Origin of the sequence: Frankia sp. AiPs1 (assembly GCF_023716945.1) — a bacterium.
In the GTDB taxonomy this organism is placed as follows: Bacteria; Actinomycetota; Actinomycetes; order Frankiales; family Frankiaceae; genus Frankia.
In genome coordinates, this window is record NZ_JAMQQF010000131.1 from 1 (window position 1) to 13416 (window position 13416).

Annotated in this window: 11 protein-coding genes; 3 read left to right on the forward strand and 8 right to left on the reverse strand. The window is 68.8% G+C overall.

Translation table 11 applies throughout. From position 1 onward, the window contains the following. The 6 genes from ND748_RS14080 to nifV form a co-directional block, all read right to left on the reverse strand. Positions 1-569, reverse strand: a 569-nt coding sequence (locus tag ND748_RS14080) for a nitrogenase component 1 (RefSeq protein WP_285902090.1), incomplete at its 3' end; no start/stop codon positions are given. Next, on the reverse strand, positions 569-1939 hold the full coding sequence (gene nifE / locus ND748_RS14085; RefSeq protein WP_251746258.1) for a nitrogenase iron-molybdenum cofactor biosynthesis protein NifE: 1371 nt from the start codon (positions 1937-1939) through the stop codon (positions 569-571). The genes nifE and ND748_RS14080, both read right to left, overlap by 1 nt. A gap of 211 nt (positions 1940-2150) precedes the next feature. Next, positions 2151-3713 (reverse strand): nitrogenase molybdenum-iron protein subunit beta, encoded by a 1563-nt coding sequence (gene nifK / locus ND748_RS14090; protein WP_251746259.1) that lies wholly within the window; start codon positions 3711-3713, stop codon positions 2151-2153. A gap of 250 nt (positions 3714-3963) precedes the next feature. Further along, the gene (nifD, locus tag ND748_RS14095; RefSeq protein WP_251746260.1) at positions 3964-5424 is read right to left on the reverse strand and encodes a nitrogenase molybdenum-iron protein alpha chain; all 1461 of its coding nucleotides are present in this window, start codon (positions 5422-5424) and stop codon (positions 3964-3966) included. 51 nt (positions 5425-5475) lie between these two features. Then, a complete protein-coding gene (gene nifH / locus ND748_RS14100) occupies positions 5476-6339 on the reverse strand; it encodes a nitrogenase iron protein (protein WP_251746261.1) in 864 nt (287 codons plus the stop codon). Between the two features lie 179 nt (positions 6340-6518). Next, positions 6519-7736, reverse strand: a complete 1218-nt coding sequence (gene nifV / locus ND748_RS14105) for a homocitrate synthase (protein ID WP_251746262.1) — start codon at positions 7734-7736, stop codon at positions 6519-6521. Between the two features lie 753 nt (positions 7737-8489). On the opposite strand from nifV, the gene ND748_RS14110 reads away from it, so the two are divergent. The 3 genes from ND748_RS14110 (at position 8490) to ND748_RS14120 (ending at position 10333) form a co-directional block, all read left to right on the forward strand. Next, complete coding sequence (locus tag ND748_RS14110; protein WP_044885615.1) at positions 8490-8927, forward strand: hypothetical protein; 438 nt, start codon at positions 8490-8492, stop codon at positions 8925-8927. A 148-nt stretch (positions 8928-9075) separates the two neighbouring features. Then, positions 9076-9654 carry a TetR/AcrR family transcriptional regulator gene (locus tag ND748_RS14115; protein ID WP_251746263.1) on the forward strand — a complete coding sequence of 193 codons (579 nt, stop codon included), beginning with the start codon at positions 9076-9078 and terminating at the stop codon, positions 9652-9654. A 91-nt stretch (positions 9655-9745) separates the two neighbouring features. Further along, positions 9746-10333, forward strand: a complete 588-nt coding sequence (locus ND748_RS14120; protein ID WP_251746264.1) for a trans-aconitate 2-methyltransferase — start codon at positions 9746-9748, stop codon at positions 10331-10333. A 67-nt stretch (positions 10334-10400) separates the two neighbouring features. Here the strand turns inward: ND748_RS14120 and ND748_RS14125 are convergent, their stop codons facing one another. Further along, positions 10401-10775, reverse strand: coding sequence for a MerR family transcriptional regulator (locus tag ND748_RS14125; protein WP_251746265.1), 375 nt, complete (start codon positions 10773-10775; stop codon positions 10401-10403). 681 nt (positions 10776-11456) lie between these two features. Continuing rightward, the gene (locus ND748_RS34625) at positions 11457-12737 is read right to left on the reverse strand and encodes a toll/interleukin-1 receptor domain-containing protein (protein WP_251746266.1); all 1281 of its coding nucleotides are present in this window, start codon (positions 12735-12737) and stop codon (positions 11457-11459) included. Between the last annotated feature and the right edge of the window lie 679 nt (positions 12738-13416).

Consider the following 13416-nt stretch of genomic DNA (forward strand, 5'->3'; position numbering starts at 1 on the left):
GCGGGGAGGGTGGCGGCCGGCGGGGCGGAGGCCGCGATGAGCGCGGTCGGCGCCTCCGGGTGGTCCTCGACCGTCAGCGGCGCGGGCACCACCGCCCGGATCAGCGCCTCGAGCGCCGCCGACCAGCCGTCGGACAGCCCGCCGAGGAAGTCCGGGGTGGACACCCCGATGATCAGTGGCGCGGCGTCGGTGTCGGCGTCGGCCCAGGTGGCCAGGTAGGTGCGCAGCTGGCCGCCGACATCCTCCCCGGAGACCTCGGTGACGCCCGTGGTCAGCAGGCCGATGATGGCCGGACGCTGCTTCTTGCGGATGGCGTCCAGGGTGGCCACCATCGCCTCGCCGCTACCGAGGACCGCGGTCACCTCGCTGATCGCCGTGGTCTGCAGCGGGATCGGCTCGTTGAAGTGCCGGGTCAGCAGGGCCTTGGCGAAGGACGCGCAGCCCTGGGACCCGTGCATGATCGGCAGCGAGTCGGCGAGGCCGAGGAAGACGAGCGCGCCGCCGAGCGGCTGGCTGAACTTGAGCGGGTCGATCGCGGCGCGCCGCTCCGGGATGACGATCGTGGCCATCAGTGGGCCCCGACCAGGTCCCAGGGAGCGGGCCGGCGGACCTGTTCCCAGACCGGGCTCCCGATCGCCATGTCCAGGCGGCGAGCGAACTCGATCATGCCGGTGTAGCCCGCGTAGGGGATGTGCCGCTCCTGGTTGATGTCGAGGAACGGCAGCCGGCCCTTGATCGCGGTGTACTGGTTGCGGCCGCCGGCGACGAGGATGTCGGCGCCGGTCTCCTCCGCCACCCGCAGCAGTTCCCGGGGGCTGCCCTCGGAGATCATCTTGGCGTCGCCGAGCAGCTCACGGATCTTCTCGACGTCGCCGTCGGAGCTCTTGGTGATGCCGCTGCCGACGACCTCGATGCCGAGGTCCTGCAGCGCGGAGACGATCGACCAGCTCTTGACGCCGCCGGTGTAGAGCACGGCCTTGCGACCGGTCAGCCGGGCCCGGTAGGGCGCGATCGCGGCCTCGACGGCCGCCTCCTCGACGGCGATGAGTTCCTCCGTGCGGCGGGAGAGCTCGTCGTCATCGAGCAGACGGGCGAAGCCCCGCAAGGTGTCGCCCATCGCGCTGACGCCGTAGAAGCTGCCCTCGAACCAGGGGATGCCGTAGCGCTCCTCCAGGCCGCGGGCGAGGCCGAGCAGCGCGCGGGAGCAGACGACCATGGTCGCCTTCGCCCGGTGCGCCGCGGCGATGTCGCGGTAACGGGCGTCCCCGCTGATGCAGGCCCGGACCCGGATCCCCAGCCGGGTCAGCAGCGGTACGACGTCCCACAGCTCGCCGGCAATGTTGAACTCGCCGATGAGGTTGATGTCGAGGTCGGTGACGTCGTCCGGCTCGACGGTGCCGATCACCTGGTCCAGCAGGGCCTGGCCGGCGATCTTGTTACCGAGGTTCTTGTTTCCGGCGAAACCCGGGGCCTCGACCGGGATCACGGGTACCCCGGTCCGCTCCGCGGCGGCCGCGCAGACCGCGTCGAGATCGTCGCCGATCATCGCGGTGACGCAGGTGGAGTAGACGAAGACCGCGGGCGGCGCGTAGCGCTCGACGACCTCGCAGATCGTGTCGAACAGGCGCTGCTCGCCCCCGAGTACCACGTCGCTCTCGGTCATGTCGGTGGTGAAGCCGTGGCGGAACAGCGTCGGCCCGGACGACAGGCTGCCCCGGCCGTCCCAGGAGTTGCCGGCGCAGGAGATCGGGCCGTGGACGATGTGGGCGCTGTCGGCGATCGGGACGAGAGTGATCATCGCCCCGTCGAAGGTGCAACCGCCGGAGGTTCCGCCGGGCTTGGGCTTGGGGCAGCCCGCCTTGCGAGCCTTGGCGCTCTTGGCGTTGTTGTGGTCGCAGGCCGCCTCGGTGAACAGGGCGGCACGTTCGGTAGCAGCCATGGGCCATCCTCGGGAGGGGGCGGTCCTCGGGAGAGGCTGGACAAGGGGGTCGATCGACCCGGGAGGGAGTCGACCGACCCGGCGCGGGGAGACGTCGCCATCCGTCGACCCGCGGGAGGTGGTCGGCCGGCCGCAGGGAGCGCGGTGGGCGCGGCCGGCCGACCACGATCAGTCCCGGCTTCGAGCCGGTCCGACTACAGCGGGCGCCAGGTCAGCGGACGGCGTCGAAGCTGTGGTCGGGGGCGGTGCGGTCCATCTCGTCGAGGATCGTGTTGACCAGCTGGGTGAGCAGCTGCAGACCACCCGCGTAACCGATGATCGGGAACCGGTGCAGGTGGTGCCGGTCGAAGATCGGGAACCCGACCCGGACCAGCGGCACGTTCGCCTCGCGGGAGATGTACTTCAGCTGCATGCTGCCGATGAGCAGGTCGACCGGCTCGGTGAAGACCAGCGACCGCAGGTGCCAGAGGTCCTTCTCCGGCCACACGGTCGCCTCCGCGCCGAACTTGCTGGCGGAGAGCACCTTCTCCATGCGGGCCTTGAAGGTGGGGTCGGCGTTCGTGCTCACGATGTGCACCGGGATCATCCCGAGCTCGAGCACGAACCGGGTCAGCGCAATGACGAGGTCCGGGTCGCCGGCGAGGGCCACCCGCTTGCCGTGCACGTAGGCATGCGAGTCGGTGATCGCGTCGACGAGGCGGCCGCGCTCGGCGGTCAGCTCCGCCGGGACCTCGACGTCGGCGACCTTGGCGACCGCGGTCAGGAAGGCGTCCGTACCCTTGACCCCGAGCGGGGTCTCCAGCACGATCGTGTCCTGCTTCCAGTCCTTCTGGATGTACTCCGCCGTCCTGCGCAGCGTGCTCTCCTGCAGCACCAGGCTCGCGCGGCTGAACTTCGCCAGCGCCCCCTGCGCCAGCGGGGTGCCGCCGGGGTAGAGGAAGTACTCACCATCCGCCGGGGAGTCCAGCGAGCTGGAGTGGTCGCCCAGGATCAGCGGGTCGACGCCCATCAGCTCGAGGATGCGCTTGTACTCGCGGTGGTTGCCGACGTAGGTGTCGAACCCGGGGATGACGTTCAGCCGGACCTTGTCGGACTTCGCCACCTTCGACGCGTCCGCGTCGGGGGACTTCGCCAGCATCTCGAGGATGCCCTTGAGCATCACGTCGTAGCCGGTGATGTGCGAGCCCACGAAGGACGGGGTGTGGGCGTACGACACCGGGAAGTCCTGGGCGATCACCTCCTGCTCGCGCGCCGCGCCGATGTAGGCGAACAGGTCCTCACCGATGACCTCGGCCATGCAGGTGGTGCTGACCGCGATGTGCTTCGGCTTGTAGAGGGCGGTGATGTTCTCCATCGCCTCGACGAGGTTGTTGATCCCGCCGAACACGGCGGCGTCCTCGGTCATCGAGGTGGAGGCGGCGGGCACCGGCTCCTTGAAGTGCCGGGCGAAGTGGCTGCGGAAGTACGCCACGCAGCCCTGCGACCCGTGCACCAGCGGCATGGTGCCCTCGAACCCGAGCGCGGCGAGCACCGCGCCGAGCGGCTGGCAGGCCTTGGCCGGGTTGACGGTCAGGCCCTCCCGGGCGAAGTTCTTCTCCCGGTACTCCCACCCGCGGGTCCAGTCGAGGACCCGCTGGACCTCTTCCTTCGGGGCCGCGTCCTCGAACTCACGCTTGCCCTCGAACTGCTTCTGGTAGACCTCATCGCGGAAGATGTCGTTGTGGTCAAGGACCCGCAGTGGGACCGCGCTGGTGTGCTCGGGGGTCGTCGTCACCGGACGTCCCTCCTCTCCCCTGTGGGGCTTGTCCCCAGGTGGGGCTTGAGGCCTGCCGCGGCAGCCGCCAGCGACCTTTACGGGGTCACGGGGTCGCTGGCGGCTGCGTTCGGCCAGACCTGAATGGACTACTGGTCAGCTACTACTGGTGGCCGTCTACTACCGGTGGCCGTCTACTACCGGTGGCCGTCTACTACGAGTGGCCGTCTACTGCTGGGCGCTTGGCGCCCGGGTGCCGCGGGGCGGCGGATCAGGCGACCTCGCCAGCCTTCGACCAGGGCGCCTCGAGGAGGTCCCAGGCCGGGCTGTTGATGGCGATGTCCATGTCCCGGGCGAAGACGGCGAAGCCGTCGACGCCGTGGTAGGGCCCGGAGTAGTCCCAGGAGTGCATCTGCCGGAAGGGGATGCCCATCTTGTGGAAGACGTACTTCTCCTTGACGCCCGCACCCATCAGGTCCGGCTTGAGGTGCTTGGCAAACTCCTCGAGCTCGAACGAGTTCGGGTCGTCGTAGAGGAGGGTGCCTTCCTTGAGCATGCTGTAGGTCCGGGTGTAGTCGTCCTTGTGGGCGAACTCGTAGCCGGTGCCGACAACCTCCATGCCGAGGTCCTCGTACGCGCCGATGGTGTGCCGGGGGCGCAGGCCGCCGATGGCGAGCATGACCCGCTTGCCCTCGAGCCGCGGCCGGAACGCCTTGGTGATCTCGTCGAAGCGCACCTGGTACCGGGCGATCGCGGCCTCGGTCTTCGCCTTGATCTCGTCGTCGAAGAACTCGGCGATCTTGCGCATGGAGGAGACGATCTTCGACGGGCCGAAGAAGTTGAACTCGGTCCACGGGGTGCCGAAGCGCTCCTCCATGGTGGTGCAGATGTAGTTCATCGAGCGGTAGCAGTGGATCAGGTTGAGCTTCGACAGGTGCGTCGACTTCATCTCGTTGAGCGTGCCGTCACCGGACCACTGGGCGATGACCCGCAGGCCCATCTCCTCGAGGATCCGCCGGGACGCCCAGGCGTCACCGCCGATGTTGTAGTCACCGATCAGCGCGACGTCGTAGTCGGTCTGCTCGAAGGTCCCGCCGCCGGTGCCGAGCACGTGGTCGCGGACAGCGTCGTTCGCGATGTGGTGGCCCAGCGACTGGCTCACGCCGCGGAAGCCCTCACAACGAACCGGGATGACCGGGATGTCATGCTTCTTCGCGGACTTCTTGGCGACGGCCTCGATGTCGTCGCCGATCAGACCGATCGGGCACTCGGACTGGATCGAAACGCCCTTGGCCAGCGGGAACAGCTCGACGATCTCGTCGAGGACCGTCTCCAACTTGGCGTCGCCGCCGAAGACGATGTCCTTCTCCTGGAAGTCCGTCGTGATCTGCATCGCGGTGAAGTTGTTCACGCCGAGGTGGCCGTGGGCGTAGTTGCGACGGGTGGCCCAGGAGTACTGACCACAGCCGACGGGCCCGTGGCTGATGGTGACGAGGTCCTTCACCGGGCCCCACACCACGCCCTTGGAGCCGGCGTAGGAGCAGCCGCGGATCGTCATGACCCCGGGGCGGGACTTGATGTTGGACTTGACCTCGCACTCCTTCGACCCCTCGGGGTCGTTGGCCTTGATGTGCTTGGTCCGGAACTTGGCGGCCTTGGTGGGGTACTGACCCAGGACCTCGGCGATCATCGCCTCGGTCTCGGCCCGGGTCGGTGCCGGCGTCGTGGTCATGATCGGGACCTCATCCTCGACGGTGAGTGGAACAGGTGGTCGGGCGACGTGTTAGGCGACGGCGGCGGCCTTGCCGATCACGGTCTCGTCCTCCTGCGCCATGATCCCGAAGTCGATGAGGAGCTCCTCGAGCTCGTCCATGGTGATCGGCGTCGGGATCGTCTTCATCTCGTTGTTGACGATCTTGTTGGCCAGCTCGCGGTACTGGTCGGCCTGGCTGTTCTTCGGGTCGTACTCGATGACCGTCATCCGGCGCAGCTCGGCGTGCTGCACGACGTTGTTACGCGGGATGAAGTGGATCATCTGGGTGTTGAGGCGGCGGGCGAGCTCCATGATCAGCTCGTCCTCGCGGTCGGTGTTACGGCTGTTGCAGATGAGCCCGCCGAGCCGGACACCGCCGGAGTGCGCGTACTTCAGGATGCCGCGGGCGATGTTGTTCGCCGCGTACATCGCCATCATCTCGCCGGAGGTGACGATGTAGATCTCCTGCGCCTTGCCCTGGCGGATCGGCATCGCGAAGCCACCACACACAACGTCACCGAGGACGTCGTAGGTCACGAAGTCGAGGTTCTCGTACGCGCCCGCCTCCTCCAGGTAGGTGATGGAGGTGATGACGCCACGGCCGGCGCAGCCCACACCCGGCTCCGGGCCACCGGACTCGACGCACTTGATGCCCCACTGGCCCTCGACCAGCACCTCGTCGAGCTCGAGGTCCTCGACCGAACCCTTCTCGGCCGCGAGCTGGATGACGGAGGTCTGCGCCTTCGCGTGCAGGATCAGGCGGGTCGAGTCGGCCTTCGGGTCACACCCGACGATCATGACCCGCTGGCCCATCTCGGCCATGGCCGCCATGGTGTTCTGCTGGGTGGTGGACTTGCCAATACCACCCTTGCCGTAGAAGGCGATCTGGCGCATGCGGTGCTCCTCCTTGGGACGGTTGCCCGGCGCGCGGTCACCGGGGCTCGGCCATGCCGATCGGGCAGGCCGGGCCGCTCGGCCCGCGTGGTGCCGGACGTGCCGCCGGTCGGATTGGACCGGGACGTCGGCACTACCGTGGTGCTGGTCGTGCAACCCCGTGGCGCGTGGCAGATCGGTCAGACCTGCTCTTCGCGCTGGGGGGCTTCCACTCGGGGGGTCGGCATCTCTACCCGCCCGAGAAGCTCTTGGAAGTCGCGGCCGTGCAGGCCGCGCTTGCGCTGGGTGGCGGCGATGCGGACCCGCTCCAGCAGGGGTTCGATCTCGCTGTCGTCGGCGTCGATGCCGTACTGGGCCAGCGCGTAGCGGACCGAGGCGCGCCCGCTGTGCTTGCCGATCGCCAGCCGCCGACGCCCGCCCACCTCGGCGGGGTCGAACGGCTCGTACGTCGCCGGGTGGCGCAGGATGCCGTGCACGTGGATGCCCGACTCATGCGCGAACACCGACTCGCCGACCACCGCCTTGCCCGCCGGCAGGGGCCGGCGCGCGGCCCGCGACACCAGCCGCGCGAGGCTGCGAAACGATGTCGTGTCCAGGTCGACGGGCAGCTTCAGCAGGTGCCGAAGCGCCATCGCGACCTCTTCGATCGGGGCGTTCCCGGCGCGTTCGCCCAGGCCGAGCACGGTGGTGCTGACCCAGGTGAACCCCGCCTGGACGGCGGCGATGGTGTTGGCCGTCGCCAGGCCGAAGTCGTCGTGGGCGTGGATCTCCCACGGCCCCGGGACCGCCCGGACCAGTCGCCCCAGCCGATCGTGCGCGCTCACCGGGTCGAGCAGGCCGACGGTGTCGGCCCAGCGCAGCCTGGTGACGCCCAGTTCCCGCAGTTCGCTTGCCAGGTCCGTGACGAACGCGTCGTCGGCGCGGGAGGCGTCCTCGAAACCGACGCTCACCCGCATGCCGCGGTCCGTCGCGTCCGCAACACACTCGCGGACCCGCAGCCGCGCCCAGGCCCGATCCCGCCCCAGCTTGCTCTTCAGGTGCAAGTCGGAGACGGGGATGGTCAGGTGCGCGGTGACGAGGCCGCAGCTTGCCGCGGCTTCGACGTCGCGACGGTCGGCCCGGCACCAGCCCACGATCTCCGCCTGCGGATCGGTTGCGAGGATCTCCCGCAGCACGTCCCGCTCGGTGACACCCATCGCCGGGATTCCGGCCTCGATCTGGTGTACTCCGATGGCGTCCAGGGCAGCGGCGATGGCGAGTTTCTCGGCCGCGGTGAATGCGACGCCAGGCGCCTGCTCGCCGTCGCGGAGCGTGGTGTCGCAGAATTTGATCGCCGCGTCCGACTGTATCGCCGTGGTAGATGAGCTGGGAAAACGGGGGTCTCGCACTGTCATCACCAGCCGTTGCTCCGGGACTGAAGACCATGGGCTGCGCCGCGAACTGTGGTTCTGTGTTTGTTCGGCGGCGACATGAATCAGACTAGGAGGCGATTATTTCGAGCCTGCAAGCGCCGGTAACTTCCGGGTTAACAGGTATTCTCGGCGATTGAGTGCAAGCTTTTTTGCCGGGTTATCCCGAAGGATATCTGCGAGGAAAAACTTATCCTTGGATTTTTCTTTGGGGGACTTCGGGTAGGCCGGCGGTGGCCCAGCTCACCCGACGAGGGTTGGCCGCCCAGGGGGTCGGGGGCCCACGTGGTCACGCACCTCACCGAGGGGGCGAGCCCGGCCCGGACGAAAAGGAGCACCGGCCGACGCATCCGACCGTGCAGACGCCAGGTTATCCGACCGGACCACCCGATCGATTCCTTTCCGTAGCGCAAATGTCACGGACGGGAATGCGGGCGGGTCCCGCGGGTGTCGCGAGGGGTTGCGGCGGCGGTGCGGAGTACGCACTAATCGGCACGTCCCGACGGCGTCACCATCGGCCTGTGCAGCGAGGGTTAACGTTATCGAAACCCTTGAACTTCTTCCTGGGTTGGACCTCACCGAGCGGGTCGGATATCTTACGGATAACAAAAAGACGCCGGGCGATGCCGGGCGAAGCCGGCCCGGCAGCACGCAGTGCTTTCCCCTGGGGAAGCGGAAGGAGCTGGGCGTGTCGGTAGACATATACGCGGGGTACTTCGGTTGCCAGCCGGGATGGTAGAGATGTCGGAGGCGCAGATGATCGGTGTGCCGACCGACGCCCCCGGGAGCTGGGAGGACCTGCGGTCAGCCGTGGTGGGGAACAACGGAGTCTTCAGGACCACCATGGGCATGCTGCGGGAGATCGGGGGCTACGGCCGGCTCGGGACGAACGTGCGGCAGATCCTCAGCCGCAACCTCGCGGGCATCGGTCTCGGTCACCTACCCATGGAGCTGCCGGCATACCAGGACAAGGAGATCCTGCTCTTCCAGTACGGCACCCCCGCGGCCGAGATCGTGGAGGCCGTCCGCGAGGGCGCCTCGGACGGAGCCGAAACCGCCCTGATCCGGCTGAACTCGTCGCAGGACATCGCCAAGGTGCGTGACGCCTCACTGAAGGCGGTCGAGCTGCTGTCGATCCTGAACGACCGATGCCGGGACTGCATGCGTCCACTGCCGTGAACGACCGGTAGGCGGCTCCCCTCAGCGATTCTCGCCGATCGCCGAGGCACCGCCTACCTGTCCGACTCGGCCCGACCGGGCCCCACTGATCAGCGGTTTCGGCGTCGTTCCACCGGTCTACTGATCAATAAGCAAGTAGCCTGGGGCCGTGAGCCAGACCAGGGAACGGATCCTCGCGATCGCCCGCGAGCTGTTCGTCCGTCATGGCTACACCGGCACGACCAACGCAGACATCGCCCGCGAGCTCGGCACCACGACGGCCGCGCTGTACTACCACTTCCCCTCGAAGGCGGCGATCCTCGACGGCCTGCTCGCCGAACCGCTGGCGGCCTACCATCGGATCACCGGGTACCTCGATGCCGGGCCGCCCGCCCCGGCGGAGCTGCTCGGCGCATTCATCGACCTCGCCGCGGACTCCCGCGAGCTGGCCGCGCTCATCGACCGGGACCCGAGCGTGCTGGCGGTCATCGACAAACGGCTGCCCCGCACCATCGAGCGGATGACCGAACAGGTGATCGCCGCACTGGCCGGCCCCGACGCCGACCGCGGCGCCGTCCTGCGCGCGCACGCCGCCTTCGCCGCCATCAAGCACGCCACCATGGCCGCGATCGCCCTCGACGCCGGCGCCGTCGACCGCGCCCTCGACGCCGGCGCCCTCGATCCCGCGGACCGCGCCGAGATCCTCCGCATCGCCCTGCGCATCCTCCAGCCTCCCGCCGCGGACTGAAACGCCCGCGACCGCCCGCCGCCCGCCGCCGGCCTTGCCCGGGGTGGGTGATTCGGCTGTCTCGTCGCGCCCGACGGCGTACAAGGGAGGGATGTCGCAGTATCACTTCGACCCTGGGACCTATCGGGCCATGGTGATCGCCGAGGTGCCGCACTACGAACGGCTCCAGGACGAGGTCACGGCGGCGACGGTGGGCCGGCGGGTGACCCGCATGCTCGACCTCGGGGTGGGCACGGGCGAGACCAGCGGGCGGGTGCTCGGCGTCCATCCGGATGCCGCCCTGGTCGGGCTCGACGAGAGCCCGGCGATGCTCGACGCCGCCCGCCCCCGCCTGCCACCCGCGGACCTCCGCGTCGGCCGGCTCGAGGAGCCGCTTCCCGCCGGCCCGTTCGACCTGGTGATCTCGGCGCTGGCCGTCCACCATCTCGACCGGCCCGGGAAGGCCGAGCTGTTCCGCCGGATCGCCGCGGTTCTGCCGCCGAACGGCCGCTTCGTGCTCGCGGATGTGGTCGTGCCGGACGACCCAGAGGACAGCGTCACTCCCGTCGACGGCGTCCACGACCAACCGAGCCCGTTGCCCGATCAGCTCGACTGGCTGCACCAGGCCGGTTTCGACACCGCGGTCACCTGGCAGCACCGCGACCTGGTGGTCATCACCGCCGATCGCCCCGCCCGTTGAGAGCAGCAATCCCATGCGGTCGGCGTTCGGTCACCTCACGGCGCCGATGCTGCTCGCCCTGGTCGACCTACTCACCGCCGCCCGCCGCCGACGACGCCGAAGGTTCGGCGGATGGGGGCTCGGTGGCCTGCTGACGGAGCTGCTCGTTGACTCGTCGGGCCTCGGCTAGTTGGTCTTCGAGCAGGACGATGCGGCAGGCGGCGTCGATCGCGGTGCCCCCGTCGACGAGTTCGCGGACGCGTCCGGCAAGGCGAAGCTGATGGCGGGAGTAGCGGCGGTGGCCGCCGTCCGAACGCAGGGGAGTGATCAGGCCAGCTTCGCCGAGAGACCGCAGGAACGCGGGGGCGGTGCCGAGCATGTCGGCTGCGCGGCCCATGGTGAAGGCGGGGTAGTCGTCGTCGTCAAGGCTGTCGGCTGGCTTGCGGGTGGTTCCAGGGCTCATCGCGCCTCTCGAGCACACATCGAGGGACCCCGGTGCCATAAGGCACCAGGGTCCCGAAGGATCAACACCATCTATCGGCGAGGTACGCCGAATCTGTATACCCGCGAGGCCACCCCGAGCGGGCGGGGACGCGGGGATCGCATATGCGTGACCGGGGACCACCTTCCAATCTGGGGCCTGCGGTAGCCGAGCGAGCTAAGACATCGCTCCGGCGATCCTGATGGCGTCTACTCCTCCCTCCCTCGTCCGTTCCATGACCGGGTGTTGCCGTTACTGATCTTGCGTGATGGTGCTCGGCAGCCCGCCTTGGCCGCCGTCCCGCTCGCGCCAGTTCCTGTCTGGCGCGACCCTGGACTCTTCTGTGTACAACAGGAACTCTACCCACGCCGTCGCCCGATGTCTACTGCCGCGGGTACAGATTTTTCGGCTCCGGCAGGACAGCTAGTCATCGGCCACCGGTTCTTGATCACGATGGTCCGCCGGCGGCACGACACCATGAGATCGTCAGGATCCGACGCGAGCGTCCAGTCCAGCGCGGGGCGCCTGATCCGCTGGTGAACCACCTCGACGAGGGTCGCCGCACCGGTGACCACCTGATGTCGTCGGCGCGGGCGAGCGCCAGCCGCCCGGCGCCGTCGGGGCCGTCGGGGCCGCGGCGACCCGCCGGGAGGGCCATGACCCTCATTCCCGCAGGGCCCTGAGGAGCTTGGGGTATGCGTCCGGCTCGAACAGGTCGACCCACTGGAACCGGCCGAGTCCGCTGGGGATGTCGCACGGTTCCAGCCGGGCCGGAATCAAGTAGATGGAACCCTCCGGGTACTCCTCCGCGACGTCGAGAGCGGCCCGAATCTCCTTCTGCACGTAGCCAGGCCTGCCGATGGAGGAGGCCGACATACAGATGAGGACATGACGACTGCTCTTGATCGCCCGCCGGATGATGTGGTTCCAGTCCTGGCCGGGAAGGATGTCCTCCTCGTCGATCCAGGGGTGGAAGCCGTCCGTACGAAGTCTGTTGTAGAGATCCCGGACCGCCCGCCGGTCTGCCTTCGAATGACACAGGAAAATCCGCGGAACGTCCCTGCCGAGCGGCACGGGCAGCGCCATCGAAGCCTCGCCTGGGGTTTGAGTGGGGATGACAATCGCGTCCGAACCTTGCTCGACGTCGGTCGCCAGGTCTCCGAGACGGTCCTCGACCAGGGCCACGAGAATCCTGGTGATCTTTGGCGTAGTCGCCTCGATGTCAGCCGTCGAGGCCGTAATAATCAAGATCTGTTGGTCCCGGAGCAGGCTGGCCAGTCTGTCGGCGCGACGCACGACGGTCCGCCGCTCACGGCGGCGGACGCCGAGCGGCAGGATCTTCGCGACGTGATGTTCCACGTGCGTCGCGGCGAGACCCAGATGCCCCGCCAGCTCCCGGCGACCGGTCACGCCGTCGAGGTCGGCCTGCCGACCGAGTGCGGTCGCGGCCTCCAGGTACCGCAGCAGGGAATGAATGGCGAACAGGTCGGCGACCCGGCCGAAGATGTACGTCTGAACCCGCACGACCAGGAAGAGCAGCAGGGCGTAGAGACCGGCGGCGGGGATCAGCCCCGCCCCCCACCAGTCGCTCGCCGGCGGGCCGCCCTCCTGCCACGGACGGTTCGGAAGGAGCACGCCGACGCTGGCCAGGAGGAAACCGAGAGTTCCGATCAGGTATGTCGGAGCAAGCAGGACCATCGCACGTAAGGTGACCTGCCGGCGTCGAGCGTCACGCGAGACCAGTTCCGCGACGAGAAGTGGGTGACCAGGCCCATCGAGGTGATCGACCATCGCCGCGACCCGGCCTGCCGCTTTCTTCGCGGCCCATTGGCGGGCCTTCTTCGGTCGACTGCTGACCGCCGTCACCAGGCTGAGCGAGCCGCCGAGCAGAACAAACGCCAGGCCGATGACGCTGACACCCAGCGGGAGGAGGAAGCTACCCACCGGACACCTCTTCCGTCACGGATTTCCGGCTCGTCCGCGCCGCAGCGCGAGATGGCGCCGGTCGGCGTAGAACCACTCGTCATCGGGATCTCATCATCGTACCGATGCCGGTCCGGGCCGCCGCTTCCAGTGGCCGGCCGGCAGCTGGCAGCGCAATGCCTGTTCACGGCCCTTCTCGGTGGTGAGGCGGCCGATATCCCGCTGCTCCCGGGAATGGCGTCGGAAAGACGAGGTAATCGCCGGTCGGGGCGGTGGCTGTGGGATGAGTACGCCGCCCCTGGGTGGGCCGGCGACGTGGGGGCAGATCGCGGGGGACGCGACGCGAGGGCTGACTCGTGCTCGCCGGCCGCGCGGACGCCCGGCCTCGACCGTGGCGGGGCGCGTCCGTGAGGTCCATCCCTGAGTCGGATGTCCGGCGACACGAGCGTTGCAGACCGTTGGTTACGTGTCATCGCTGTCTGCTACTGGTCACATGACGGGCATGCATCCGGCGGACGCGGCGCAAGGCCACGATGACGCAGTTCGACTATCCGATGACGTGCTGGTGGATGGCCCGGGCCCGGCCACCTTCCGGCGGGCGGCGGATCGGCCCCCCGAGCGGTCGGCCGGGCAGTCCACCGAGTCCCCGGGCCCGCACCGCCGCGGCAACCTGCTCCCGCGGCGCTCCGCGCTGCCGGTC

Coding starts and splice junctions, on each gene's coding strand:
- nifH (WP_251746261.1), bottom strand. CDS start 6,339: ATGCGCCAGATCGCCTTCTACGGCAAGGGTGGTATTGGCAAGTCCACC.
- ND748_RS14125 (WP_251746265.1), bottom strand. CDS start 10,775: ATGAGCCCTGGAACCACCCGCAAGCCAGCCGACAGCCTTGACGACGAC.
- nifD (WP_251746260.1), bottom strand. CDS start 5,424: ATGACCACGACGCCGGCACCGACCCGGGCCGAGACCGAGGCGATGATC.
- nifE (WP_251746258.1), bottom strand. CDS start 1,939: ATGGCTGCTACCGAACGTGCCGCCCTGTTCACCGAGGCGGCCTGCGAC.
- ND748_RS14120 (WP_251746264.1), top strand. CDS start 9,746: ATGTCGCAGTATCACTTCGACCCTGGGACCTATCGGGCCATGGTGATC.
- ND748_RS14110 (WP_044885615.1), top strand. CDS start 8,490: ATGTCGGAGGCGCAGATGATCGGTGTGCCGACCGACGCCCCCGGGAGC.